A 25,360-nucleotide genomic window follows, 5' to 3' on the forward strand; every position below is an offset into this window, starting at 1 on the left:
GCTTTTCTCCCGAGATTAACAGGATCGTCCTGCAACTGTGCGAACGATCACATTGTGCCATTTGGTTTTGCCAGTGACCGATAATCGCACACTATTTCGATAACCGGTATTGTTTGCACTCACAGAGCGATCTACTTTTTGGCTATTCACTACTAACCGGCTGATGCCGGTCTAAAGGAACAGCTAATGATCAATAAAAGTGTGGCAACACTGGCAGAGGCCGTGGCGGTCATCCCGGACGGGGCCAGCATCATGATTGGCGGATTTGGACCTGCCGGTCAGCCGCTGGAACTGATCGATGCGTTGATCGAAAGCGGCGCTCGCGGGCTGACGGTGATCAGCAATAACGCTGGCAACGGTGACAGCGGCCTGGCCGCGCTGCTTAAGGCAGGCCGCGTTGATAAAATGATTTGTTCATTTCCGCGTCAGGTTGACTCCTGGGTGTTCGATGAGCGCTATCGTCGTGGAGAGATTGAACTGGAGCTGGTGCCGCAGGGCAACCTTGCCGCCAGGATGCAGGCCGCTGGCAGCGGTTTAGGCGGCATTTTCACCCCCACCGCCTTTGGCACGCCGCTGGCGGAAGGCAAGGAAACGCGGGAAATCGATGGCCGCCATTACGTGTTCGAAAAACCGCTCAAAGCCGATTTCGCGCTTATCAAAGCTCATCAGGGCGACCGCTGGGGCAACCTGGTGTACCGCAAAGCGGCGCGGAATTTTGGCCCCGTGATGGCGATGGCCGCCACCACGACCATTGCCCAGGTAGCAGAGCTGGTGCCGCTGGGCCAGCTCGATCCTGAAAACGTCGTCACGCCGGGCATTTTTGTCCAGCGCCTGGTGTGCGTTCCCCATCCCGTTACCCTGACCGTTTCAGCCTGAGGAGTCGGCAATGCAAAAACTCACCCGTGACCAACTGGCACAGCGCGTGGCGCGCGATATTCCGGAAGGGGCTTACGTTAACCTGGGGATTGGCCTGCCGACCCGCATTGCGAACTATCTGCCTGCGGACAAAGAAATCTTTTTGCACAGCGAAAACGGACTGCTCGGCATGGGGCCAGCGCCTGCGCCGGAAGACGCCGATCCGGAGCTGATCAATGCCGGGAAAGAGCTGGTAACCCTGCTGCCGGGCGGCTGCTTTTTCCATCATGGCGACTCCTTTGCCATGATGCGTGGCGGGCATCTGGATATCTGCGTCATGGGCGCGTACCAGGTATCCGTCAGCGGCGATCTGGCGAACTGGAGTACCGGTGCGCAGGATGCAATTCCTGCTGTCGGCGGCGCCATGGATCTCGCCATTGGCGCGCGCAAGGTTTACGTGATGATGGACTACCTGACGAAAAAAGGGGAATGCAAGCTGGTGAAGCAGTGCAGCTATCCGCTCACCGGGCTGGGGTGCGTCAGCCGGATCTATACGGATATGGCCGTGATTGATATTACGCCGGACGGTCCGCTGGTGGTCGAGTGCTGCCCCGGGCTGAGTTTCGAGGCGCTCCAGGCGGTCACGCCGGTGCGTTTACTGCAACCTGAACTGGCGACCACCGCCTGAGGAACCGCGAATGCAACAGGCTTTTATTTGTGATGCGCTCCGCACGCCATTTGGCCGTTATGGCGGCGCGCTCGCGGGAATTCGGGCAGACGATTTGGCGGCCTTACCGCTGGCGGCGCTGCTTGCCCGTCAGCCTGCTTCTGTCGCGCAGGCGATCGATGATGTGATCTATGGCTGCGCCAATCAGGCAGGCGAAGACAATCGTAACGTGGCGCGTATGGCCCTGTTACTGGCCGGGCTGCCGTCCAGCGTGCCTGGCACGACGATCAATCGTCTTTGCGGTTCGGGGCTGGATGCCATCGGCATGGCGGCCAGGGCAATAAAATGCGGCGAAGCCGAGGTCATGATCGCAGGCGGCGTAGAGAGTATGTCGCGCGCGCCCTTCGTGACCGGGAAAGCAGAAAGCGCGTTTAGTCGCAGCCTGAAAATGGAAGACACCACCATGGGATGGCGTTTCATCAACCCGCAGATGCGCGCCCGCTTTGGCGTTGAAACCATGCCGGAAACGGCGGAAAACGTGGCACGCGATTTTGCTATCAGCCGCGCCGATCAGGATGCCTTTGCGTTACGCAGCCAGCTTCGTACCGCGCGTGCGCAGGAGATGGGCCTGTTCAGTGACGAGCTGATGACCGTCACTCTCCCGCAGCGCAAAGGTGAAGCTATCACTGTTGCCTGCGATGAGCATCCGCGCAGTACCTCCCTGGCGGCGCTGGCGGGATTAAAAGGCGTCGTGACGCCGGACGGCAGCGTGACGGCAGGCAACGCCTCGGGCATCAATGACGGGGCCTGCGCCTTATTACTCGCCAGTGAAAACGCGGTTGCCGCCCACGGCCTCACGCCGCTGGTGCGTGTGGTCGCGATGGCTGCCTGCGGCGTTGAACCGCGTATCATGGGTTATGGTCCCGTACCTGCGGTACGCAAAGTGCTGGCCCAGAGTGGCCTGACGCTGGCACAAATGGACGTAATCGAATTAAATGAAGCGTTTGCTGCCCAGGCGCTGGCCGTGACGCGGGCGCTCGGGCTGGCCGACGATGCCGCGCAGGTGAACCCTAACGGCGGCGCAATAGCGCTGGGCCATCCGCTCGGCGCATCCGGTGGCAGGCTGACCATGACCGCGGCCTATCACCTGCGGCGCACCGGAGGACGTTACGCACTCTGCACCATGTGCGTCGGTGTCGGGCAGGGAATCGCACTTATTCTGGAACGGGTATAATTAATGTCTCTTTACCGCGCCATGTTTATGGCTTCTCCTCTCAGTGAGGGCTTCAGCGATACGGCGCTGCTGCAGGGGATGCTGGATTTTGAAGCTGGCCTGGCACAGGCGCTTGCCAGTGCGGGGCTGATGGACCGCGAATCTGCGCAGATCATTCAGGACTGCTGCCGTGCCGACGCGATCGATGCCGCTGCGCTGACCCAGGCCGCAGGGCTGGCCGGCAACCTGGCGATTCCCCTCGTCAAACAATTGACCGCTTTGGTGGCTGCCCGATCGCCCGAGGCGGCGCGCTATGTCCACTGGGGCGCAACCAGCCAGGACGCAATCGACAGCGGACTGATGCTGCAACTGCGCGCGGCGCTCAGCGGTACGGCTACGCTGTTGGATCGGCTGATTGCCGTGCTGAGCGCGCAGTGCGAACGGCACAGCAAAACGCTGATGGTCGGACGCACGTGGTTGCAACATGCCTTGCCCGTTACCCTTGGGCTGAAGCTGGCAGGCACGCTGGACGCCCTGGTACGCGATCGACAACGCCTCAGGGCGATGCAGACGCGGGTACTGGCGCTGCAGTTTGGCGGGGCGGCAGGCACGCTGGCCTCGCTGGGCGATAAAGGCGAGCAGGTCGAGCAGGCACTGTCCGAGGCGCTGAATTTGCCGCGTAGCGCCACGCCATGGCATGCTCAGCGCGACAGGCTTACCGAGCTGGCAGGCTGGTATGCCGGCCTGACCGGGACGCTGGGCAAGCTGGCGCGGGATATGTCGCTGCTGATGCAGAGCGAGGTAGGGGAGATCAGCGAACCTCAGGCGGCAGGGCGCGGCGGCTCCTCAACCATGCCGCATAAACGTAATCCGGTACTGTGCGCCGCCATTCTCAGCGCGGCCAATCGGGTACCGGCGCTGATGTCCGGTCTGTATGCCGGGATGGTGCAGGAACACGAGCGTGCGCTGGGTGGCTGGCAGGCCGAGTGGCAGAGCCTGCCGCAACTGATCATATTAAGCGGCGCGGCGCTGGCCCACAGCACGGAACTGATCGACGGGCTGGAGGTGCATGAAGATGCCATGCAACGTAACCTTGGCCTGACGCAGGGATTAATTATGGCGGAAGCGGTCACGTTGGCGCTGGCGAACGAGATGGGACGCCAGCAGGCGCACCATCATATTGAGCAGTGCTGCCGCCGGGCGCTGGACACACAGCAGAGTTTGTTGTCCGTACTGAGCGCGGATGAAACGGTCAGAACGCGCCTGAGTCATTCAACGCTGGAGGCGCTGCTCGACCCGGCCAATGCCACGGGCAGTGCGGCGCGCTTTATTCAACAGGTTTTAGCGGCGGCGAGGGAATCATGACACTTCATTACATCCTTGAGGGGCCAGACGATGCTCCGGTGGTGTTATTCAGCAACTCCTTAGGAACGGCGGCAGACATGTGGCAGCCCCAGCGCGATGCGCTGATCGGTCATTATCGCATTCTGCGTTACGATGTCCCGGGGCACGGTGCCTCGGCACCGAACGGACAAACCCGTTCGCTGGAACAGCTGGGGAGGGCGGTGCTGTCGCTGCTGGATAAGCTGGCTATCGACAGGGTGCATTTTTGCGGCATTTCGATGGGCGGGCTGACCGGGCTCTGGCTGGCCCGTTTCCATCCTCATCGCCTGATCACGCTCACGGTCGCCAACAGCGCCGCGAAGATCGGTGAGTCTGCGGCCTGGCAGCAGCGCGCAGCGCAGGTGCGTCAGTACGGTATGGCGGCGATTGCTGACGGGGCCGCCGCACGCTGGTTTACGCCGGCGTTCAGCGAACGGGCACCCGCCACCGTGCAGGCGTTGCTCACGCAACTGCGTGACTGTGATGCAGAAAGTTATGCGGACTGCTGCGATGCGCTGGCTGCCGCAGATTTACGTCACGAACTGGCGGCCATTCATCTTCCTGTGCTGGTCATTGCGGGGCGGGACGATGCCGTGACGACGGTGGCCGACGCAGAAGCCATGGTGGCGCACATCCACGGCGCGCAGCTGGTGGTGTTGCCTGCGTCGCATCTCTCCAGTGTGGAGGTGTGGCTGGCATTTAATCGCGCCCTGCAGCCGTTTATTGACGCGCAACTGACGCAGCAGCAGCGTTATCAGCAGGGAATGACGGTGCGCCGCGCGGTACTCGGTGACGCGCATGTGGACCGCACCCTGGAGAATCTGTCCCCTCTGAACGACGAATTTCAACACTTCATCAGTCGTTACGCCTGGGGAGAGATCTGGACCCGGCCCGGTTTGTCGCGCCACACGCGCAGCCTGATCACCATCGGTATGCTGATTGCGCTTAACCGTGAAGCCGAACTGAAAATGCATCTGCGGGCCGCATTTAACAACGGGGTCAGTCGGGATGAGATCAAAGAGGTGCTGATGCATGCCGCGCTGTATTGTGGCCTGCCTGCGGCGAACGCGGCCTTCCACCTGGCGCAAAGCATTTTCGACGAGCGGGATAGTGCCCGTTAAATCGCGGTGTCAGACCGGGACATCCAGCACCCGCTGACGCAATGCCGCCACCAGATGTTGTTGTTCAGGGGGCGGTGTATGCTGCTGACGGGTCAGGATGCCCACTGCTTCGGCCATGCCCTGGTTCGGCAGCGGCAGAGCCCGAAGCTGATTACTCGTTAAGTCGTCGCGCACCGCGCCGTAGGGCACCAGCCAGACGTAACCGTGGTTTTGCGTCAGCCGCCGCGCCAGCGTCGTTGACAGGGTTTCTACCGCGCCTTCGGGCAGGGTCAGCCCATGGCTGGTCATCAGCGATTCCGCATTTTGACGCGGTACGGTGCCGCGTGGCGAAAGGATCAACGGCCAACTGAGCGCTTCTGCCAGGGTCACGCCCGCATGCAGCAAGGGATGGTGCGGGGCCACGACCAGACGCAGTGTTTCCAGATACAACAGTTCAAAGTTCAGACCGTCCATCAGAACCGGTTCCGCCATCCGTCCGATTCCCAGCGTCATTTGCCCCGACTTTATCGCCATCAGCAGCGCGTCGTTCGAAAGCGTAGTGACCTGTATACGCCAGCCCGGATAGTGCTGCTGCAGGCTGGCCAGCACCGGCGCAACCACGCTGCCGATGGCGGTCGGCAAGGCACCGATATGCAGAGGCGCGAGATGTGGCGCGCTGTCCGGACGCATGACCTGATCGACCAGCGTAAGTGCATCCAGGATGCGAATGGCGTCATGCAGAAAGCGCGTCCCGCTGGCGGTCAGCGCTGTTCCCTGGCGGCTGCGCACCAGCAGTTGTTCACCGGTCAGGTATTCCAGTTCGCTGAGGGTTTTCGATAAGGCGGGCTGAGTAATACCCAGTTGGCGGGCGGCACGGCCCAGCGTCCCTTGCTGCGCGGTGGCAACAAAAGCGTGAAGATGACGCAGGCGCACGCGCTGACTGAACCGGGAAACACTATCCATGGCTCATGGTAAGAATTTGCCGCCGTAGCGGCAAGGACAATGTAGCGAGTTTGTTAAGCGTCAGACATCAAAAAACACGGTTTCGTTTTCGCCCTGCAGAACGATATCGAAACGGTAAACCGTTTCGCTGCCGCGTTGTTCACGGTGTGCCAGCAGGGTATTGCGCCGCTTCTCCCACTCAATCAGATTCAGCACCGGATCCCGGGCATTTGCCGCCTGTTCATCGGCAAAATAGAGGCGGGTGTTCAGGCCGATATTGATACCTCGTGCCACAATCCATAAGTTGAGGTGAGGCGCCATGGGACGTCCGTCGCGGCCGGTCACGCTGCCGGGCTTGATGGTTTCAAAACGCCAGATGCCGCTGTCAAAATCGGAGCAGGTGCGCCCCCAGCCGCGAAACGCCGAATCCAGCGGCTTGTCGTGCTGCTGGTCAGCGGGATGCTGGTAGCGCCCGGCGGCATTGGCCTGCCACACTTCAATCAGCACATCGCGCACCGGCGTGCCAGAACCATCGTAAACACAGCCTTCAACGGTAATGCGCTCACCGCGCGTTTCCGGCTGTGTGAGCACCTCGCTGAAATTATGTTCAAAGATATCAAAGCCCGCAGCATGCGGTGCCAGGCCAATGTGCACGTAAGGGCCGGCAGTTTGTGAGGCTGTTTCAGGCAGATAGTTTTTCATGATGCGGCTCCCTGAGTGCGGTTTTCGAACCAGGTTGCGCGGTGACCCCGCAATACCAGATCAAAGCGATAGGCCAGACAGTCCAGGGGAATCGCCGAATGCGTATCCAGCTCTGCAATCAGGGTGCGGACGGCTTCTTCGCTGCCTACCGACTGCAGGATAGGACAGCGTCCTACCAGCGGATCGCCCTCAAAATACATCTGCGTAATCAAGCGCTGAGCAAAGGCTTCGCCAGAAAGGGAAAAATGAATATGGGCTGGACGCCAGTCGCTGACCTGGTTACGCCAGGGATAGGGGCCGGGCTTAATGGTCCGAAAGCAGTAGTAGCCATTGTCGTCGGTCAGCATGCGACCACAGCCGCCAAAATTCGGATCGATGGGGGCCAGATACTGATCTTTTTTATGACGATAGCGACCGCCAGCATTGGCCTGCCATACCTCAACCAGGGCATTCCGCACCGGCTGACCAAACGCATCGCGCACGTAGCCATGCACAATGATGCGCTCGCCAATCGGCAGGCCGTCCTTCGCATAATTAAGAATCAGATCGCTGTCCCGGGGGCCCAGCTCCTGACGGGTGAACACCGGTGCGGTGATTTCCGATAAGGAATTTTGCAGCGAAATCAGCGCATTGCGCGGCGAGCGCAGTATGCTGGTTTTGTACAACGGCGCAAGCGCCGGCGGGTGATGGCGGTAATCACGGTGTACCAGTTCACGGGCGGGCCAGTCATTTTTCATCCAGGCATCCTTATTGTTTTTCGCGTACAGAGGAACGAGTGTAGGAAGCGTAACTTGTAAAAGAAAAGTGAAAAAACGTAGCTGTGCTCATAACCAAAAATCATGACCTGTCACATTGACGAAATGTTCCATCTGGTTCATAACAATTGCCAATCTCCGTTAGCAGAACGCCTCGCTGCTGACTGGCTGCTTTAAGGTCACCCTGTGACCGTTTATCAGGAGGCAATAATGAAACGTTCTGTCGCAACGGTCTCGGTATCGGGCACGCTGCCGGAAAAGCTGCGCGCAATCGCGGCCGCCGGCTTTGATGGTGTCGAAATTTTCGATAACGATTTAGTCTATTATCCCGGCTCACCCGTGGAGATTCGCCAGCTGTGCGAAGAGCTGGGGCTGGAAATTTTGCTGTTCCAGCCCTTCCGTGACTTCGAAGGCGGCCCACGTGACAGGCTGGCACAAAATCTGGCCCGTGCGGCGCGCAAGTTTGAGGTGATGACGCAACTGGGCTGCCAGCGGATGCTGGTATGCAGTAATGTGTCACCCGATTGCAGCGATGATTTCAACACCCAGGTCAGCGATCTGCGTGCGCTGGCGGAGCTGGCCGCGCAGTACGGTATTACCCTCGGTTATGAGGCGCTGGCCTGGGGCCGACATGTCAGCCTGTGGCGTGATGCCTGGGCCCGCGTGGAAGCGGTGGACCATCCCTCCTTTGGCATTGTGCTCGACAGTTTTCATATTTTGTCTCGCGGCGACAGCCTTGACGGCCTGGACATCGTGCCGCCCGAAAAAATAGTGTTCGTGCAACTGGCAGATGCGCCGCTGCTGAAAATGGACGTGCTTTCCTGGAGCCGTCACTTCCGCTGCTTCCCCGGCCAGGGGGAACTGAATCTGACGCAGTTTATGACGCAGCTGTCAGCACATGGCTATCGCGATGCCTGGTCGCTGGAGATTTTTAACGACGGATTCCGCGCTTCACCGGTAGTGCCGACGGCGCAGGACGGCTACCGATCGCTGTTGTGGCTGGAGGAGCAAACCCGCGACTGGCTGGTCAGGCAACCGCTGCTGCCCAGCGCGCTGGCTTCGCTGGTGGGAGAAGAATTATTTCACTCAGCGCCTCAGCCGCCGCTGATGGCACTGGAGTTTATTGAATTTGCCGTCAGCCATAACGATGCGCTGGCGTTAGGGCAGTGGCTCACGCAGCTTGGCCTGGTGCACGCGGGCGAGCACCGTTCGAAACAGGTTTCGCTTTATCGCAACGGCAAGGTCAACGTCATTCTGAATGCGCAGCCCGACAGCCAGGCCAGCGGTTACTACCATCAGCATGGTATTTCCCTCTGTGCAGTGGCCTGGCGCGTACGCGGCGTGGAGAACCTGATTCAGCGGGCGCAGGATTATGGCTACGCTATCTGGCAGGGCGAAACCGGCCCGAATGAACGTCAGATACCGGCTTTATGCGCGCCGGATGGCAGCCTGATTTATCTGGTGGAAGACGAGCCCGCCGGTCAGGACGGTTACCACAGTGATTTCAATTTAACGCATCGCAGCGCGCCTCAGCCTGCGATGCAGACCCTGGATCATCTGGCGATCGCGTTGCCGGATGAAACGCGCGACAACTGGATTATGTTCCTGCGCAGCGTACCGGGCTTTGTTCAGGATACCGAATGGGAACTGCCTGATCCGCTTGGGCTGGTGCGCAGCCGCGTTTTACGCAGCCCGAATGATGCTATCCGTCTGCCGTTGAATATGTCAGTCAGCCGGGAAACGCAGATCGCCCGTGCGTTGACGACCTACCAGGGGGCGGGATTACAGCACGTGGCGTTTGGTTGCGACGATCTGTTCAGCGCAGTAAAAGCCGCCCGCGAACGCGGCCTGAAAACCTTGCGCATCCCCGCTAACTATTATCAGGATCTGCTGGCGCGCTTTGACCTCGACCCGGATTTTCTGGCGCAGTTACAGCGCTTTGACGTGATGTATGATCGCGATGAACAGGGCGGAGAGCTGCTTCACGTCTATACGGAACCCTATGAAAAAGGGCGCTTTTTCTTTGAATTACTGGAGCGGCGGCGTCGCTATCACGGCTTCGGTGCGGCAAACGCGCCGGTACGGCTGACCGCCATGCGGTAATCCACAGGGGCCAGGCTGACTGGCCCCGTTACCACAATCCCGCGTTTTCTCACTTTCCCCTTGCTGGCATCACGCCGATCATGCTCACAATCCTCACCGGACAGTCCAGACAGACTTTCCAGAAAATTCCTTATTTTTAACAAGCCATTAACGCATTTCAGCTGCCCGCACGGGCGCAGGTTGCGCGATAAACGCACAAAATTTCGATTATCGCCATTTCTTGCCCTGCAGCGCCTGCATATAGTAACTGCACATTACTTATTTCACCGGAGAGTCACCGTGGCGGAAAGCAAAGCAATTGATGTTCGGGCGTTAATCGACAGCCGCCCGCTGGGGATGTGGCAAAAGATGGTGGTGCTGTTCGGCTTCTGCATCATCGCGCTTGATGGGTTCGATATCGCCATCATGGGGTTTATTGCCCCTGAATTAAAAGCAGACTGGGGGATCACGAATCGCGAACTGGGGCTGATTATCAGCGCGGCGCTGGTGGGACTGGCGCTGGGGGCGATGCTCTCGGGTCCGCTGTCCGATAAGCTGGGCCGAAAAGTGGTCATCATTAACAGCGTGTTCTTTTTTGGCGCGTGGACGCTGATCACCGCCTTCTCGCAAAATATGGAACAGATGGTCCTGTTTCGCTTTCTCACCGGCCTGGGTTTAGGCGCGGCGATGCCGAATGTGGGGACGCTGGTGGCGGAGTTTGCCCCGGCCAGACGGCGCGCCTTTCTTATCACCGTCGTTTTTTGTGGCTTTACTTTTGGCGCGGCACTGGGCGGTTTCGCCGCCTCCTGGCTGATGCCGCACTTTGGCTGGCATGCTGTGCTGTTGCTGGGCGGCATCCTGCCGATTCTGTTTGTGCCGTTACTGCTTTGGGCGCTGCCGGAGTCGGTCTGCTTTCTGGTGGTCAGGCGCGCGGCCAGCCAAAAAATTCACCGTATCCTGGCGAAACTGGCCCCGGATCTGGATCTGCAACAGTGTACGCTGGCGTTGCCCCCGGTCAGTCGGGCTCACGCGCAACCTGTTAAAGTCGTCCTCAATGACACCTACCGCTTCGGCAGCCTGATGCTGTGGGGCGCCTATTTCACCGCACTGTTTCTGTTTTACACCCTGGGCAGCTGGCTGCCGATGCTGATTAAAGACAACGGTTTTAGCGTGGTTCAGGCAGCGGTTATTACGGCCCTGTTCCAGGCTGGCGGCACATGCGGTTCTCTGTTTTCGGGCTGGCTGATGGATCGTATTGAATCGCATCGTGCCTTATCGCTGATTTACGGTGCGGGTGGACTGTTTACTGTTTGTATGGGGCTGTCGATGACGCATCCGGTGTTGCTTGGCGGCTGCGCACTGATGATAGGCTTTTGCATTGGTGGCGCGAACACCGGAATGAATGCCCTGTCGGCCAGCTTTTATCCCACCGAGGCGCGGGCAACCGGTTCCAGCTGGATGCACGGCGTCGGGCGCGTTGGCGCAATCCTGAGTGCGCTGGCGGGCGCGGAAATGCTGGCGCTGGGGTGGGGCGTTACCACGATTTTCGCGGTATTAGCGATTCCGGCCTTGCTGACGGTGGCAATGATTGCGGCGAAAGGACGCTATCAGCAGCGTCAGCGCGCGGACAGCGGCACCGTCTCCCGCTGGGGCGTCAGCCCGGGGGATATCCATTAACCTGCCCAGCCGCGGTCAATGCAGACAGGGCAGTAAGCCCGCGTCCATGTCCCGTTGCGGCACAAACAGATTTTGCTGTGCCGCGTTGTCTGCCTGACTCAGGCAGGGCGGCAGCGGTTGCGCAGGGCGCTGACGCAGTAAGGTATCAGGCTGGAACAGGGGGGAGGTTGACGTACTTACCGGTGTTGGCGCTTCCCCGCTGTCTGCACGGAATGGCGGCCGGACGGACTTTTTACCGGCGTGATGCGCATAGTGAAAACGCTTCAGTTTGCCCGGCGGTGCCGCATTGCGTGAAGCATGAATAAAGCGAATGAGCGCGACCGTGCGGAGCTGACGACTGAAACACTTCACCATACCGGATGAGGGCTTACCCGATTCATAGCAGCGTCTGAAGAAGTGCAACGTAATCAAGGTGTTCGTCGCGGCATAGCACGCCCCTGAACAGGGTGAAACCATGCCCGATCCCGGCAACAGCAGTGAGATAAGCAGGAAGACGCGCGACAGCCAGTGAGAGGCAGGGCGTCCCGGCATTTGTGGCGAGTCCTCAGCGCCTGGTACAGATACCAAAGAGGACCGGCGCGCGCCGGCACTCAGTGACGCATCTTCCGGATGGGCCCGGACGGATTGCCGATCAGCGTGGCGATTGCAGGCAGCGATCCTGTTATGTGAAGCACAGCGGCCCTGCTGCTTTATTCGACGAAAAAACGTCATCAGGCTGGCGATAAAGAGGTTACTCATCGGCTGTTTTCATTATGTTTGCGCAACGGCCACTTACAACAGGCAAACCCTGACTGGCGGCCTCAATGTTTTACGTGCTGGCTTATCTGACAATGAAAATTCAGATTGATGCTGGACCGGATAAAATTATTTTTCTCGCGCCATTATGACGCCCGATGGCTTATTAAACGCCACAAAACACTTTCCCTGCGTCTGCGGTTAGCGTGCTCAGCAGGGCGGGCTGCGGATCAACTCACTCTCCATGCGCATCAGCCATCGACCAGGCAGTTTCTGACCGCCCTCATCGCTGCGTTGCATACTGTCCGGATACAGGCAACACGGTGCAACAGATACGGCTACGCGTTATCCCTTCTTCCAGCGATGTCCAGCTATTTGATTGTAAATACTAATGAGAACCACTATCAATTCGATTGATTTTTGCTATCATTTGCCCTTATTCCGCATCCTGTATATGAAGTTGGAGAAGCAGCGTGGTAGCCAGTGATTTAATGCAAGCGGACCTTTCCGTGTGGGGCATGTATCAGCATGCCGATATTGTGGTGAAGGTTGTCATGATCGGTCTGTTACTGGCCTCAGTCGTGACCTGGGCCATTTTCTTCGGGAAGTACGCTGAGCTGAGCGCCGCCAGACGTCGCCTGAAGCGTGAACAGCTGGCATTAGGCGAAGCCCGCAGTCTCAATGATGCCGCGCGCGCGGCCCAGAGCTTCCATGCGGCCAGCCACAGCGCGGTGCTGTTACATGATGCGCAAAACGAGCTGGAACTGTCCGCAGGCGTGGAAGAAACCGGCGGCATTAAAGAACGCACTGCGTTTCGTCTTGAGCGTCGGGTTGCGGCATTCTGCCGTCATGCGGGGCGCGGGAATGGCTTCCTGGCCACGATTGGCTCGGTGGCCCCCTTCGTCGGCCTGTTTGGTACCGTCTGGGGCATCATGAACAGCTTTATCGGTATTGCCAAAACCCAGACGACTAACCTGGCGGTCGTGGCACCGGGTATCGCCGAAGCGCTGCTGGCGACGGCCATTGGTTTAGTCGCGGCGATTCCGGCGGTTGTGATTTATAACGTGTTTGCCCGTATGATCGCTAATTACAAAGCCTCCTTAGGCGACGTTGCCGCACAGGTCATGCTGCTGCAAAGCCGCGATATCGACCTGGGAAACCTGGCTCAGCCTGAGGTCAGCCGTCCTGCCGCCGCGCAAAAACTGCGTCTGGGGTAAGCGTTATGGCAATGCGATTTAACGACAGCTCAGAAACCGATGGTGAAATGCATGAAATCAACGTCACGCCGTTTATCGACGTGATGCTGGTACTGCTGATTATCTTTATGGTGGCTGCGCCCCTGGCAACGGTGGATGTGCGTGTGAATCTGCCCGCGTCCACCAGTGCGCCGCAACCGCGTCCGGAAAAACCGGTCTATCTCTCGATTAAAGCCGATAAGCAGCTTTACGTAGGTAACGATCAGGTGAACAAGGACGCGCTTATCAACGTGTTGATGCAGCAGACGCAAGGCAACAAAGATACCACCATTTTCTTCCAGGCCGACAAATCGGTCGATTATGAAACTCTGATGAGCGTGATGGATGAACTGCGCACGGCGGGTTATCTCAAGATCGGCCTGATGGGGATGGAAACGGTAAAAAAATAACGCGTCGTTGATGTGCGCAGGCTAAACCCGTCCTGCACAGCCTTGCATTGAGTGCGTTTCGCCTGTTTCTCCTTCATCCGTTTATCCCTTGTTTTGTAAGACAGCGCGTTCAGCCCGACGCGCTTTTTTTATGCCTGAATTTTTGCCACATCTTGTCTGGCAAATCCTGCGCCGAGCAGGCAGTTATGCTGCTGTAACCCTTCTGTTAATTTCTTGTTACTTAAACCAGAGAGTTTGTAAAGTGCAATGGTGATGGAGGTCACATTAATCTCACCTCTGGCAGGCTAAAAGGGATAAAAAACCAAGGAAGCAGTTATGAGCCAAAGTGAAACTTTACAAAAGCCGCCAAAAGGTGCGGCCAGAACCATTTTCAATGTTACCAGCGGTAACTTCCTTGAAATGTACGATTTTATGGTGTTTGGCTACTACGCCACGGCCATTTCCAAAACCTTTTTCCCCGGAGACGATCCCTTCTCCTCGTTAATGCTGACACTGATGACCTTCGGTGCCGGCTTTCTGATGCGTCCTCTGGGGGCGATTATTCTGGGAGCGTACATTGACCATCATGGCCGTCGTAAAGGACTGCTGTTAACGCTTGGGCTGATGGCGTTAGGCACGCTGACTATCGCACTGGTCCCGGGTTATGCCACCCTGGGTGCCGCCGCACCGATACTCATTTTACTTGGTCGCTTATTGCAGGGTTTTTCTGCCGGGGTAGAACTGGGCGGCGTTTCGGTTTATCTGGCCGAAGTGGCACCGAAGGGGCGTTAAGGGTTCTTTGTCAGCTGGCAGTCCGGTAGCCAGCAAATCGCGGTGATCTTCGCGGCTCTGCTGGGGCTGGGGCTGAATCATCTGCTCTCACATGATGAGGTGACCGAATGGGGCTGGCGTATTCCGTTTGTCGTGGGTTGCCTGATCGTCCCTTTCCTGTTCTATATTCGTCGCATGCTGGAAGAGACCGAAGCCTTTAGTCAGCGTAAACACCATCCATCAATGACCGACATTATGCGTTCCGTCGCCAGCAACTGGGCACTGGTGCTGGCCGGTATGCTGATGGTGGTGACCACCACGGTGATGTTTTACATGATCACCGCGTTCACGCCAACCTTCGGCAAGACCGTATTAATGATGAGTGACAAACAGGCCTTTATGGTGACGCTGTTTGTGGGGATTTCCAACCTGTTCTGGCTCCCGGTGATGGGCGCGCTGTCTGACCGCGTAGGTCGTCGCCCGCTGCTGCTGACGTTTACGGTATTGATGATTGCCACCGCCTGGCCTGTGCTGCACTGGATGGTTGGCGCGCCGAGCTTCGGCCACCTGCTGGCGGCGGAGCTCTGGCTCTCCTTCCTGTACGCCAGCTACAACGGCGCGATGGTGGTTTATCTGGCAGAAATTATGCCCGCCGAGGTGCGTGCCGCCGGTTTCTCGCTGGCTTACAGCCTGGCCACGGCGCTGTTCGGTGGCTTCACGCCCGCCGTTTCCAGCTATCTGATCCACGCCAGCGGCGATAAGGCGATGCCCGGCGCGTGGCTGACCTTTGCGGCCATTTGTGGATTGATCGGGACATTACTGATTGGCCGCATGGTGAAACAGTATCGCGCCCGCCATAGCGGAACCCCCGTCAGCGCGCCGCTCTAAAACGCGATATCCACCACGACGCTGTCGGTATAATTCCCTGCAGGCGGCGTATTTTGGGTGGTGAGGACACGCGCAGTGTAGTTGTAGCTGCGCGTCAGCCCATCGGTACTGACGGTATCCGCCGCCGAGCTGCTTACCCGTTCCGTGCCACTCGGTCCCCAGCGATTACTGGTCGTTCCTTTATAAATCTCGTAACTCAGTCGGTTCGTCCCACTCGCCATATTACGTACGCTGCTTACCGCGTTATTGCCGTTGCTTAACCCCACTGTATAGGTGCTGCCTTTACTGCACAGGACATTGATGGTTTGTGACACGCTGCCAAAACTGGCGACCAGCGGTGCGCTGCCAAAGCTGATATTGGGCGCGGTGATGGCGGTACAGTCGTTGCTGAGCACCACGGTAACAGTAATGGGAATGACGCCGCTGCCGGTTTGCGGTGTGAGACACAGGCCAACAGCCGAAACGCTGGTACAGATGTTGTAGGTGACCGTCATATTCAGCGTCACCGTGTAGGTCCCGGCGGCCACGGTTTGTCCGGTGAGGGTGCGCAAATAGACCGGAATGGCAAAGTTGAGACTACCCAGCAATCCCGCCAGGTTGATTAAGGTGGCGGAGTTGTAGACAAACGCAGGTCCGCCAATGGTGAGCTCACTGGCACAGGCGCTGTCGGTACATAACCGCACCGGAATGTTGTCGCTGCCGGTATCGCCGCTCCGTTTGAGGATGCCGCGCGTCCCATTGGCGTTGCTGGCGCTGGTCAGCTGAAAGGTGATCTGGTTATTGCTCAGCAGCGACAGCGCACTGCCGGCCCCGCAGTTGACGTCAGCATTGGTCGAGGTGCTACTGACCGTGGTGTTAGCCACAAAGGTGGTCACACTGCCAAAGCTGGCGCTGGAGGCGGGCAGGGCACAGGCGGCGTAACTCAGCGAGGGTAACAGCAGCAGGCAAAGCAGCAACATTAGCGTTTTCATGGGGTGATTCCGGCAGTGGCGTTATCGGGATTAGGCACGGATGCGCCTCTGGGGAGCGGCGGCAACGGGCAGGTAAGCGGGCCATACGTTTTGAGTGCCTGCGGCTGACCGCCAGGCAACGTCAGGATCGTTTCGCAGGCGCGACCATCAGGGGCGATCACGCGGATGGGATTGGTGGCACCCAGTTCTTCCATCCAGACAATACCGTCCCAACCCACATAGCCCGTAGCCCGTCCCGGCCGAATCACCTGGCTGGACACGGGCAGCGGCTTATCCTGAGCGTCATGCAGTATCACGCTGGCGGCGCGCAACCGCTCGACCGGGAAGTTCAGCAAAAACCCACTTTGCCGTTTAACGGCAAAGCGCTGCTCGACGTTGGGCACCGTCATATCGGCGGGCAGATCGAGCGTATCGATGTCGTATTTAGCGGGATAGTAGCTGCTGATCGACGGCACCAGCAGGTAGCCCTGACGGTCAGTGCGTCCCATCGACTGATTTTCATAGCGCACATTCACGTCAGGGTAATGGGTTTTCACCACCACAAACGCATCGTTAATGGTGTTAGCGGCAAACACCTGGCTGTCCATTAACACCACCGAGCCGGACACATCGGCCCACTGGGTGAGGTTGTCGTCATCGCCGTAGAAGCCGGCAGAGGTATCGATCTTGTTATTGCGGTAACGCAGACTGCCCTGGCGATAGTCGCCACTGTTGCCGCCCTGGTTCGCCCAGGAGGCATCCCAGGCGAATCCGCCATCGCTGGGCATGGCGCGGGATAAATACGCCCGCTGGCTTTGTTGACCCTGTTGATCGCGTTCGACGCTCAGGGAAGCATTACTGTTTTCACCAAACGGAATCACCAGCGAGACTGCGCCGCTCCATTCTCCCTGCTCTCTGTCGCGGCTGGCGGAGACATACAGGCTGGCATTGCCCCACAAATTTTTACTCCAGGAGAGGTTCCACAGGCGGGTACGCTGGTTATCGCCGCTGGCAATGTCGATCCAGGCCGCGCCCAGACTGCCATAGCGATTGAGCGACACGCTGGCGGTGTACTGCGCTGTGCGCCGTGCCAGGCTGTAGCGGTTATCTGCATAGAGGGCATTGCTCTGGCTACTCACCAACGCCAGGTTGCCAAAGCCCGCGCTGCGCACCGTATGCTGAGTGCCCAGGCTGAAACGGCTGGTGTTGTATTGATAACCCCAGCTGTACTGATTGCCCGACTCGCTGTCCAGGTGGCTCTGTGCGGCGGCTCCGTTGATCACGCCCCAACTGCCGACTTTAAACAGGGCACCTGCGCCGCCCATGGCCAAATCGCGGCTCCCTTCACCATGGGTTTCCAGTGTGAGCCAGTCTGTCAGGCCATAGCGCCACGAGCCGCTCATCGCGGCCGCACCATAATCGGCGTTTTTGATGCCGTAATTTTGCCGAAGCGCACCGGCTGAAAAGGCGTAGTCAGACAGGCCTGGCTTGAGCAAGTTACTGGACACATAGAACGGCAGCGTCGTGACGACCTGACGACCCACCGCATCCGTTGTTGTAATCACGGCGTCACCGGCACCGTTAACGAAAGGCACGTTAGTGAGCGACCAGGGGCCAGGCTGGACATTCGCCTGAGTAGAGCGGTAGCCATTGACAAACAGATCCACCGTTGACGGCACCGCCGCCTGGCCAAAAAAGGCAGGCAAGGGATAGGTGATCAGATCCGGTCGCACGCTAAAGTCGCGTGCAATCTGGATGCCGCCAAGCCGCACGCTGCTGCTCCATGACAGCGCATCGGTAGTCAGGTCCCCAACCCGCCAGCTCAGGATGGCGTTTTCATCTTCATTGCTCCACCAGGTGTCGTAGCGAATGTAGCCGTCATTCTGGTAGCGATTCTGTCCTTCCAGCTGCTGCTGTAAAACGCCATTGCTGGAGAAGTGCCCGGCGGGACCAAACACGCGCAGCTCATTAAAGGCGGCCAGACGCGTGCCTGCCACATCGGTGCGCGTGGCATAGAGATCGTAATTGAACAGCGCCCCGGTACTCACACGTCCGGGGAAGCGCGACCCGTTCCTTTCCTCACCAATGGTCTGTTCAGGCAGCCAGCCGGGCGGCACGGTCAGCAACAAGCGCTGACGGCGATCGTCGTACTCCACGTTGACCCCGGCGAGCTGATTCACATCGACCTGCTGTTGCCCCTGAATCTTCTCCGCCGGGATTCCCGCGCGTTGTAAGTCGCCTGCCCGCACCAGGAAGTGGCCGTTTTGTTGCTCCACGGGCACAATATCGCCACGTGACAGCTGATTCACCACCAACTCCAGCATATAGCGTTGGCCCGTGGCCCCGTTGTCAACGGGCGGCGGCGGGGGAAGCGACGTAAACGTTTCTGCCCACACAAACGTGGGCACCAGACAACACAGACTCGCAATGGCGAGCGCAACGGGATGCGGGGAATACGGCTTCATTGCGATTTACTGCGCCGCGGCGCTGCGCCACTGTCCAGTGTTGGTCTCTGCGCGCAGTTCACCGCTGACGGCTGATCTGAGCGGAAAGCGCTGTGTGCTGTTCGCCAGCACATAACCATAGAGGCCGTTGCCGAGCCGCTGGCCACCAATGGTGACATTGCTGAGTCGGGCATGGCCGTTACCGCGATTCGTCAGTTCCAGGTAGCGCTTACCGCCCGCATTCACCTGACGCCAGCTCAGGGCGGGTTTTGCATTGTCGCGCACCAGACCGTTGCCATAGACAAAGAGCGGCACCGAATAGCGCATCTGAAAATTGAGCCCGGCCTGATTATCGCCAACGGCACGTGGCGTGGGGATTTCATCCAGCACAACGCGATAGGCCATCTCCTGTCCTGCGGCAGGCGGGATCTGTTTAATCAGACGGACCAGTTGCTTTTGCCCCGGTTCAATGCGCACTAACGGGGGACTGGCAACAATCTGCTGCTGGGTCTGATACTGCTCCTGGTTGTTCGTTTGCTGCCAGGCAAAAATGCGCACCTGCATCAGCGTGGTAGTATTGCCTCGGTTTTCCAGCCACAGTTCACTAGCCTTATCTTCCGGATCGATGGCCGGATCGATGGGCCAAATCATTACGGAATTTGCACCCTGAGCCTGAGGCAACACCAGAAAAGCGAACAGAAAAAACAGGGCACGCAGGGATGGCATGGTAAAGCTCCTTTTTCATCACCAGGTCAGCGTGACGCTGAGGGTGTCAGAATAAACCCCGGCGCTTGTCGGACCGGGTAATTGCAGCAAGCCGTAAATAGGTAACGTAATGTTGTTCGCGTTGCTGTAACTCAATGGCACGGCTGTGTTCACCGGAATCGGCGTGGTGTGTGCAGCATTGCTGTAGAGGTAATAAGGAATCGTGTTGGTATTGTTCGCCAGCTTCAGGTTACGGGCCGTGGTGTAATTGCTGCCGCCGTTGATGGTCATGCTCAGCGTCGTACCCGGCGTGCAGGCCAGGTTAATCGTGGAACTTTGTACATAGCTGGCGCTGACGCTGCTACTGGCCAGCCCCGACTGGGTGCCAAAATTGAGCGTGCCGAAGATCCCCGTATTGGTGCCGGAGATCACGCAACCTGCCACGATTGATGCTGAAACCTGGAATGTTGTGGAGCTGGTCGTAATGCTCCACCCATTCATACACACGATCAGCAGCAACCCGCCAGCGGTGAACGAAACAGGTGACCGTCTTACCGTCATCTGCATCTACGCCAATACAGGCACTTAATAGTTCACGGCAACGTTAATCGTGTCGGTATAAGTCCCGGCCGGGATCACCGGATTAAATCCGCCGCCTACCACACGTCCATAGATCGCGTAATTGGTGCCGAGGGTCGGATCGGTCGTCCCGCTGGGCGCAATATTCGTGTTGTTGGCGATGGCGGTCGTAAAGGACGCATCGCTGTAGAGGGTATAAGCGATGCCTTGAGTATTATCGGCGCCCAGCACCAGGTAGCGTGGCGCAGAAGAAACGGTACCGTAGACGGTTCCCGGTGCTGCGTTACTGCTGGTCACCTGAACGTTAAACGTTTGGCCGGTCGTACAGCGCACATAGATGCCGTTACCCGCCGCGCCGACCAGCGTAGCGTTCAACGTACCAAAGGTGGCTGCGCTGCTACCGAAGTTCAACGAACCGAAGTTGACGCCAGAGGTGGCCGATTGGCCGTTCACCAGACATCCCGTGGTTAATGTTAGCGTAGCGTTAATTGCACCCGTGGTAGTGGCAGCAAACGTCGCGGACGGCAGGGTGGTAGCAACACCGGCAGCTAACAGAAAAAGCTTGAATTTCATAACCATTCCTTACTGATTATTTAGGGTCAGTGCTTTTTCACCTGATGGTATAATGCAAAAACCTCGAAAAAATAACATTAAATCGCCAGATAACAGCAACCTGCCGTCACTCTCTCCAGCGCCCCAGAAAAAAGGGGTGCTGATTTATATTAGTTTTTTTTAATATACATCAGCGCAGGCAAAGTGGCGAAACTCATCGATAAATTTTTTATTATTTTGTTACATTGCCTGCCGCAACGGCGAATCGACAGGCGATCACGGGCTGAAGACGCAGAGCCGCAGAACTGTTTTGCCTGTCTGTGGTGTCGCTGTTATGTCTCCGTCAGTTTGGTATGAGAAAGAAGCGCATGCGGGATGTGAGGCTGAAAAGCGGCAGATGCGCTATCTTTGAATAGCTGCTGTCTGCCCGTGCGGTAAAGGTCGTCAGTGCAGGCATAACGTTGTGGTCAGGCAGCAAAACGGCGGCTCATATGCCAGCTAAAAGAATTGATTGAGCCGGACGCTTGCAGGTATCGGAAAGCGCTATTAAAAAAGCCTAATTTAGTCGTTTCCCGCGCCGATAAAAGGGTAACAAGGCGAAAATTCCTTTTCATCATCTCTTTAACAGCGGCGTGTTCGGCGCTATTCGGAAATCACTATGTTAGTGGCCTCATACAACTCATTCATTGTCGTCATTTCGGTCTTAGTGGCGATGCTGGCTTCATTCACCGCGCTGGATATGGCGGGACGGGTTGCGACCTCAACCGGTAAAGTGGCCCTGGCGTGGCTCTTTGGCGGTGGCTTTGCCATGGGGATAGGGATTTGGGCCATGCACTTCATTGGCATGCTGTCCATGGACCTGAACATGATGATGAGTTACGACGCCTCGCTGACGGCGCTGTCCGCCGGCATTGCGGTGTGCGCATCCATCTTCGCCTTGTGGCTGGTTTGCCAGGGCAACCTGCCGCTGTTCCGCTTGCTGGGCGGCGCGATTGTCCTGGGCTGCGGCATTGTCGCGATGCACTACACCGGCATGGCCGCGCTGATGCTTTCACCGGGTATTCGCTGGAACTGGGGCTGGGTCGCGGCTTCAGTCATTGTTGCCCTTGTGGCCTCGGTGGTCGCACTGTGGCTGGCTTTTAAACTGCGCGAAGGCCCACAGGGGCGAATTGCCGCCTTGCGGCTGTGTGCCTCTATCGTAATGGGGGCCGCGATTGCCGGCATGCACTATACCGGCATGATGGCGGCGGAGTTCCCGATGGGGAGCCACACGATGTCATCCGGCGTCAACAGCAACTGGCTGGCGATTGTCGTCACGGTAGTAACCCTCGCCATACTGGGGATTACGCTGCTGGTTTCCATGCTGGATGCCCGTATGCAGGCGCGCACCTCGATCCTGGCCAGCTCGCTGGCTGAAGCCAACCGTGAGCTGGCACAACTGGCGCTGCACGACAACCTGACCCGGTTGCCAAACCGTATTCTGCTCGAAGATCGCCTTGAGCAGGCCATCAATAAAGCGAATCGTGAAAGCACGCAGTTTGCGCTGATGTTTATGGACCTTGATGGCTTCAAGGCCGTAAACGATGCCTTTGGTCACCACATCGGTGACAGCCTGTTGATCAGCGTCACCAAAAGAATGAGTGACCAGATGAAAGGCTACTACACGCTGGCACGTCTGGGCGGCGACGAGTTTGTACTGCTGATTGAAATTACCGAGCCGAATGATGCGGCGGCGGTCGCCGATCAGCTGGTTAAGGCCGTTGACCGCCCGTTCCCCATTTCGCGTTACGATCTGGTGGTCTCACTGAGCATTGGCATTGTTGTCTATCCCGGTGATGGCGAGGATGAGCGCGAGCTGATGTTTAATGCCGATGCCGCGATGTACCACACCAAAAACAATGGCCGAAACGGTTACACCTTTTTCCAGCCTTCTATGAATCTGCTGGCACAGAGCCAGTTACAGTTGAACAACGACCTCTGGCATGCGCTGGACAATGATGAACTGCGCCTGTTTTATCAACCAAAATACTGCGCACCGCACGGCCCGATTCTGGGCTTCGAAGCGCTACTGCGCTGGCAGCATCCCCAGCATGGCCTGCTGTCGCCGGATCGCTTTCTGCCGATAGCGGAAAAAACCGGCATGATTGTGAATATTGGGGGATGGGTCATTAACGAAGCCTGTCGCCAGCTGCATCAGTGGCACCTGCAGGGCCATCAGACGTGGTCAGTCGCGGTCAACCTGTCGGCGCTGCAGTTTGAGCAAAGCAATCTGATCGACACCGTTAAGCTGGCACTGGCGACACACCAGATTCCGGCGAAGCTGTTGACGCTGGAGGTGACCGAAACCACCGCCATGCGTAATCCCGATGAAAGCGTGCGGATTCTGACCGAACTGACGCAGTTGGGCGTGAAAGCCTCGATTGATGATTTTGGTACCGGCTATTCCAGCCTGTTGTATCTTAAACGCCTGCCTGCAAGTGAGCTGAAAATTGACCGCGCCTTCGTCAACGAACTGGAGCATCATTCTGAAGATGCAACCATTGTGTCGGCCATTGTGGCGCTGGCGCAGTCATTGCAGTTAAAGGTCGTGGCAGAGGGCGTGGAAACGTCGGAACAGCAAGCGTTTCTGACCCAGCTTGGCTGTAATACGCTGCAGGGCTATTTGCTTGGCAAACCGCTGCCACCCGATCGGATCGATGAGCTGAAGGAGTTTGTCGGCCCGCACGCTACTGAGCCTGCCGCACTGGAAGTGTAAGGCCCGCCAGGGATTTTTGTTAGCGCTGATCAACATGCTAAAGTGACGCCTCTGCATCAGGAGCGACAGGCCGTGGCGAAATATCAGCGATTAATGGATGACATTCAGCAGCAAATAGAAGCCGGTATCTGGCCGCCGGGTACCCGGCTCCCGTCGCTGCGCCAGCAGGTCGCGCGTCAGGGGCTGAGCCTGATGACGGTGCTGCACGCCTACGAACTGCTGGAAAGTCAGGGCTGGATCGTTTCGCGTCCGCAGTCAGGCTATTACGTCGCGCCCCGTGCCCTTGCCGCCGCGCCGCTCAGCGTTGCCATCAGCGAACGGGTCGATATTAATGACTTCGTGTTCGATGTGTTACAGGCCTCGCGCGATCCCGCTATTGTGCCGTTTGGCTCAGCTTTTCCCGATCCGGCGCTGTTCCCGCAACGTCCGCTGATGCGTTCGCTGGCAAATGTCTCGCATCAGCTCACGCCCACGGATGCGCTGCATAACCTGCCGCCGGGCAACGCGACATTGCGCCAGCTCCTGGCTCAGCGCTATGCCCGCCAGGGCATCACCTTGTCGCCCGACGAAATCGTGATAACCAGCGGCGCACTGGAAGCCCTGAACCTCAGCCTGCAATCGCTCACCGAACCGGGTGACTATGTGGTGATCGAACAGCCCAGTTTTTATGGTGCCCTGCAGGCCATTGAGCGCCTTAAGCTCAAGGCGCTGGCGATCCCGAGCGATACCCAGCACGGCATCGACCTGCAACAGCTTGAAGACGCGCTTCAGCGCTGGCCGGTTAAAGCCTGTTGGTTAATGACCACGCTGCAAAATCCCCTCGGCGTGACCTTAACGCCGGCGCGTAAAGCGCAACTGGTTGCCCTGCTGGAACGCTATCAGGTGCCATTGATTGAAGATGATGTCTACGCAGAGCTATGGGACGACAACAGCACACCGCCGTTGCCCGCTAAAGCCTGGGACAGCCAGGGGAATGTGCTGCACTGCGGTTCCTTTTCGAAATCGCTGGTGGCGGGGTTCCGTGTCGGTTGGGTCGCGGCCGGGCGGCATGCGCAGCGAATTCAGCGCCTGCAACTGATGAGCACACTCTCGACCAGCGCGCCGATGCAGTTGGCGTTAGCCGATTTCCTGGCGACCCGACGTTACGATAATCACCTGAAACGGCTGCGGCAAAGTCTGGCTAAGCGTCAGCAACTGGCGCGCCAGGCCCTGATAAAGGTGCTGCCTGCGCAGTCAACGGTCAGTGACGCGGCGGGGGGCTATTTTTTATGGGTGACGTTGCCAGACAGTATTAATACCACACAGCTGTATCAGCGTGCGCTGGCAGAAGGGATCAGTATTGCACCGGGACAGATGTTTGCCGCAGGCGAACAGTTCAGTCACTGTTTTCGGCTTAACACCGCCTGGCCGTGGGATACGCGGGCCGTGGCGGCGGTGGTCACGCTGGGCAGGTTAATGGCAGAGATGGCGCAGGATTAAACCTGAGCGGCCTGACGATGTCCCCAGGTCAGGTAATACACATCGTAAAAGTCCACTTCACCTTTCTGCTTCAGCAAACGGGTAATGCCGCTTTTCACACGCTCTGGCGCATCCGGCAGTGACAGGATGCGGGAGACCGCCTGTTCAGGGACGGGCTCCACGTAATACCATTCGCCGTTGTAGCAAACCCGCAGATCCAGAGCATCAATATCCTCAAAACGGTATTTAGGATTGATGTCCAGCAACATCAGAAAGCTCATCACCAGCACAAATGCCGTCGCAAACCAGAACGCGGGCCAGCCCAGCATATCCGTGGAAAAAATCAGCGCGACGCACAGGCCATAGCACAGGTACATCACTGCCCACAGTCCGGGATGGGTTTTTAAAAACGAGAAGCTGAAACGCGGCAAATTATCGCGGCGTCCTTCACGGTTTAGCGTATTAATTTCGTCGATTAAGATCTGTTTAATGGCGTCCATCGTTCCCCTCACTTTCAACTGAT

Annotated in this window: 22 protein-coding genes and 2 pseudogenes; 13 read left to right on the forward strand and 11 right to left on the reverse strand. The window is 58.0% G+C overall.

The window, feature by feature from the left end; all coding sequences use genetic code 11:
• Positions 1-186: 186 nt before the first annotated feature.
• From GC087_RS04005 to pcaC, 6 genes and pseudogenes are all read left to right on the forward strand, one after another.
• Positions 187-876, forward strand: coding sequence for a 3-oxoacid CoA-transferase subunit A (locus GC087_RS04005; protein WP_054633141.1), 690 nt, complete (start codon positions 187-189; stop codon positions 874-876).
• A 10-nt stretch (positions 877-886) separates the two neighbouring features.
• A complete protein-coding gene (locus GC087_RS04010) occupies positions 887-1,543 on the forward strand; it encodes a 3-oxoacid CoA-transferase subunit B (protein WP_033739788.1) in 657 nt (218 codons plus the stop codon).
• Between the two features lie 10 nt (positions 1,544-1,553).
• Complete coding sequence (pcaF, locus tag GC087_RS04015) at positions 1,554-2,756, forward strand: 3-oxoadipyl-CoA thiolase (RefSeq protein WP_039342167.1); 1,203 nt, start codon at positions 1,554-1,556, stop codon at positions 2,754-2,756.
• Positions 2,757-2,759: 3 nt separating this feature from the next.
• Positions 2,760-4,100, forward strand: coding sequence for a 3-carboxy-cis,cis-muconate cycloisomerase (locus GC087_RS04020; protein ID WP_033739785.1), 1,341 nt, complete (start codon positions 2,760-2,762; stop codon positions 4,098-4,100).
• Positions 4,097-4,852: pseudogene (pcaD, locus tag GC087_RS04025) on the forward strand (3-oxoadipate enol-lactonase); the annotation flags it as partial. The gene GC087_RS04020 and the pseudogene pcaD, both read left to right, overlap by 4 nt.
• Complete coding sequence (gene pcaC, locus GC087_RS04030; RefSeq protein ID WP_206536933.1) at positions 4,853-5,239, forward strand: 4-carboxymuconolactone decarboxylase; 387 nt, start codon at positions 4,853-4,855, stop codon at positions 5,237-5,239.
• Between the two features lie 9 nt (positions 5,240-5,248).
• Here the strand turns inward: pcaC and GC087_RS04035 are convergent, their stop codons facing one another.
• Genes GC087_RS04035 through pcaH form a run of 3 tightly spaced genes read right to left on the reverse strand, consistent with a single transcriptional unit; the run spans position 5,249 to position 7,599 of the window.
• Positions 5,249-6,181 (reverse strand): LysR substrate-binding domain-containing protein, encoded by a 933-nt coding sequence (locus GC087_RS04035; RefSeq protein WP_033739783.1) that lies wholly within the window; start codon positions 6,179-6,181, stop codon positions 5,249-5,251.
• Between the two features lie 60 nt (positions 6,182-6,241).
• Positions 6,242-6,862, reverse strand: a complete 621-nt coding sequence (gene pcaG / locus GC087_RS04040) for a protocatechuate 3,4-dioxygenase subunit alpha (protein ID WP_324029729.1) — start codon at positions 6,860-6,862, stop codon at positions 6,242-6,244.
• Positions 6,859-7,599 (reverse strand): protocatechuate 3,4-dioxygenase subunit beta, encoded by a 741-nt coding sequence (pcaH, locus tag GC087_RS04045; protein WP_033739780.1) that lies wholly within the window; start codon positions 7,597-7,599, stop codon positions 6,859-6,861. Before pcaH ends, pcaG begins: the two co-directional genes overlap by 4 nt.
• A gap of 228 nt (positions 7,600-7,827) precedes the next feature.
• Here pcaH and GC087_RS04050 point away from each other — a divergent pair, with 228 nt between their 5' ends.
• Complete coding sequence (locus tag GC087_RS04050; RefSeq protein ID WP_324029731.1) at positions 7,828-9,720, forward strand: bifunctional sugar phosphate isomerase/epimerase/4-hydroxyphenylpyruvate dioxygenase family protein; 1,893 nt, start codon at positions 7,828-7,830, stop codon at positions 9,718-9,720.
• A 279-nt stretch (positions 9,721-9,999) separates the two neighbouring features.
• Positions 10,000-11,376: an MFS transporter gene (locus tag GC087_RS04055; RefSeq protein WP_039342179.1), complete on the forward strand. Its 1,377-nt coding sequence runs from the start codon at positions 10,000-10,002 to the stop codon at positions 11,374-11,376.
• A gap of 15 nt (positions 11,377-11,391) precedes the next feature.
• Here the strand turns inward: GC087_RS04055 and GC087_RS04060 are convergent, their stop codons facing one another.
• Positions 11,392-11,907: a hypothetical protein gene (locus GC087_RS04060; protein WP_324029733.1), complete on the reverse strand. Its 516-nt coding sequence runs from the start codon at positions 11,905-11,907 to the stop codon at positions 11,392-11,394.
• Between the two features lie 695 nt (positions 11,908-12,602).
• On the opposite strand from GC087_RS04060, the gene exbB reads away from it, so the two are divergent.
• On the forward strand, positions 12,603-13,328 hold the full coding sequence (gene exbB, locus GC087_RS04065) for a tol-pal system-associated acyl-CoA thioesterase (protein WP_172677633.1): 726 nt from the start codon (positions 12,603-12,605) through the stop codon (positions 13,326-13,328).
• 5 nt (positions 13,329-13,333) lie between these two features.
• Complete coding sequence (exbD, locus tag GC087_RS04070) at positions 13,334-13,756, forward strand: TonB system transport protein ExbD (RefSeq protein ID WP_006118163.1); 423 nt, start codon at positions 13,334-13,336, stop codon at positions 13,754-13,756.
• 128 nt (positions 13,757-13,884) lie between these two features.
• On the opposite strand, the gene GC087_RS04075 is transcribed toward exbD, so the two are convergent.
• A complete protein-coding gene (locus GC087_RS04075) occupies positions 13,885-14,019 on the reverse strand; it encodes a hypothetical protein (protein WP_255421309.1) in 135 nt (44 codons plus the stop codon).
• A gap of 52 nt (positions 14,020-14,071) precedes the next feature.
• Here GC087_RS04075 and GC087_RS04080 point away from each other — a divergent pair.
• Positions 14,072-15,394: pseudogene (locus GC087_RS04080) on the forward strand (MFS transporter).
• Here GC087_RS04080 and GC087_RS04085 read toward each other — a convergent pair.
• The 5 genes from GC087_RS04085 to GC087_RS04105 are packed head-to-tail and all read right to left on the reverse strand — an operon-like array spanning position 15,391 to position 20,645.
• On the reverse strand, positions 15,391-16,365 hold the full coding sequence (locus GC087_RS04085) for a Csu type fimbrial protein (protein WP_058702267.1): 975 nt from the start codon (positions 16,363-16,365) through the stop codon (positions 15,391-15,393). The pseudogene GC087_RS04080 and the gene GC087_RS04085 sit on opposite strands and share 4 nt — an antisense overlap.
• Positions 16,362-18,809 (reverse strand): fimbria/pilus outer membrane usher protein, encoded by a 2,448-nt coding sequence (locus GC087_RS04090; RefSeq protein WP_205950757.1) that lies wholly within the window; start codon positions 18,807-18,809, stop codon positions 16,362-16,364. Before GC087_RS04090 ends, GC087_RS04085 begins: the two co-directional genes overlap by 4 nt.
• Before the next feature lie 6 nt (positions 18,810-18,815).
• Positions 18,816-19,514, reverse strand: a complete 699-nt coding sequence (locus GC087_RS04095) for a fimbrial biogenesis chaperone (RefSeq protein WP_006118160.1) — start codon at positions 19,512-19,514, stop codon at positions 18,816-18,818.
• An 18-nt stretch (positions 19,515-19,532) separates the two neighbouring features.
• The gene (locus GC087_RS04100) at positions 19,533-20,054 is read right to left on the reverse strand and encodes a Csu type fimbrial protein (RefSeq protein ID WP_006118159.1); all 522 of its coding nucleotides are present in this window, start codon (positions 20,052-20,054) and stop codon (positions 19,533-19,535) included.
• Positions 20,055-20,078: 24 nt separating this feature from the next.
• Positions 20,079-20,645 (reverse strand): spore coat protein U domain-containing protein, encoded by a 567-nt coding sequence (locus GC087_RS04105; RefSeq protein WP_006118158.1) that lies wholly within the window; start codon positions 20,643-20,645, stop codon positions 20,079-20,081.
• A gap of 637 nt (positions 20,646-21,282) precedes the next feature.
• Between GC087_RS04105 and GC087_RS04110 the strand changes: the two genes are divergently transcribed.
• Positions 21,283-23,379: a putative bifunctional diguanylate cyclase/phosphodiesterase gene (locus GC087_RS04110; RefSeq protein ID WP_324029737.1), complete on the forward strand. Its 2,097-nt coding sequence runs from the start codon at positions 21,283-21,285 to the stop codon at positions 23,377-23,379.
• A gap of 72 nt (positions 23,380-23,451) precedes the next feature.
• The gene (locus GC087_RS04115) at positions 23,452-24,858 is read left to right on the forward strand and encodes an aminotransferase-like domain-containing protein (RefSeq protein WP_324029739.1); all 1,407 of its coding nucleotides are present in this window, start codon (positions 23,452-23,454) and stop codon (positions 24,856-24,858) included.
• Here the strand turns inward: GC087_RS04115 and GC087_RS04120 are convergent.
• Complete coding sequence (locus GC087_RS04120; RefSeq protein ID WP_006118156.1) at positions 24,855-25,337, reverse strand: YlaC family protein; 483 nt, start codon at positions 25,335-25,337, stop codon at positions 24,855-24,857. The two genes, GC087_RS04115 and GC087_RS04120, sit on opposite strands and share 4 nt — an antisense overlap.
• Between the last annotated feature and the right edge of the window lie 23 nt (positions 25,338-25,360).

It is taken from the genome of Pantoea sp. JZ2 (assembly GCF_035191405.1).
In the GTDB taxonomy this organism is placed as follows: Bacteria; Pseudomonadota; Gammaproteobacteria; order Enterobacterales; family Enterobacteriaceae; genus Pantoea; species Pantoea stewartii.

Bases quoted from the DNA above. Each gene is read 5' to 3' on its own strand.
- GC087_RS04120 (WP_006118156.1), bottom strand. From the start codon at position 25,337: ATGGACGCCATTAAACAGATCTTAATCGACGAAATTAATACGCTAAAC.
- GC087_RS04085 (WP_058702267.1), bottom strand. From the start codon at position 16,365: ATGAAAACGCTAATGTTGCTGCTTTGCCTGCTGCTGTTACCCTCGCTG.
- GC087_RS04090 (WP_205950757.1), bottom strand. From the start codon at position 18,809: ATGAAGCCGTATTCCCCGCATCCCGTTGCGCTCGCCATTGCGAGTCTG.
- GC087_RS04100 (WP_006118159.1), bottom strand. From the start codon at position 20,054: ATGACGGTAAGACGGTCACCTGTTTCGTTCACCGCTGGCGGGTTGCTG.
- pcaH (WP_033739780.1), bottom strand. From the start codon at position 7,599: ATGAAAAATGACTGGCCCGCCCGTGAACTGGTACACCGTGATTACCGC.
- pcaG (WP_324029729.1), bottom strand. From the start codon at position 6,862: ATGAAAAACTATCTGCCTGAAACAGCCTCACAAACTGCCGGCCCTTAC.
- GC087_RS04020 (WP_033739785.1), top strand. From the start codon at position 2,760: ATGTCTCTTTACCGCGCCATGTTTATGGCTTCTCCTCTCAGTGAGGGC.
- GC087_RS04105 (WP_006118158.1), bottom strand. From the start codon at position 20,645: ATGAAATTCAAGCTTTTTCTGTTAGCTGCCGGTGTTGCTACCACCCTG.
- exbB (WP_172677633.1), top strand. From the start codon at position 12,603: ATGCAAGCGGACCTTTCCGTGTGGGGCATGTATCAGCATGCCGATATT.
- GC087_RS04110 (WP_324029737.1), top strand. From the start codon at position 21,283: ATGTTAGTGGCCTCATACAACTCATTCATTGTCGTCATTTCGGTCTTA.
- pcaF (WP_039342167.1), top strand. From the start codon at position 1,554: ATGCAACAGGCTTTTATTTGTGATGCGCTCCGCACGCCATTTGGCCGT.
- GC087_RS04035 (WP_033739783.1), bottom strand. From the start codon at position 6,181: ATGGATAGTGTTTCCCGGTTCAGTCAGCGCGTGCGCCTGCGTCATCTT.
- exbD (WP_006118163.1), top strand. From the start codon at position 13,334: ATGGCAATGCGATTTAACGACAGCTCAGAAACCGATGGTGAAATGCAT.
- GC087_RS04060 (WP_324029733.1), bottom strand. From the start codon at position 11,907: ATGCCGGGACGCCCTGCCTCTCACTGGCTGTCGCGCGTCTTCCTGCTT.
- GC087_RS04005 (WP_054633141.1), top strand. From the start codon at position 187: ATGATCAATAAAAGTGTGGCAACACTGGCAGAGGCCGTGGCGGTCATC.
- GC087_RS04095 (WP_006118160.1), bottom strand. From the start codon at position 19,514: ATGCCATCCCTGCGTGCCCTGTTTTTTCTGTTCGCTTTTCTGGTGTTG.
- GC087_RS04050 (WP_324029731.1), top strand. From the start codon at position 7,828: ATGAAACGTTCTGTCGCAACGGTCTCGGTATCGGGCACGCTGCCGGAA.
- GC087_RS04010 (WP_033739788.1), top strand. From the start codon at position 887: ATGCAAAAACTCACCCGTGACCAACTGGCACAGCGCGTGGCGCGCGAT.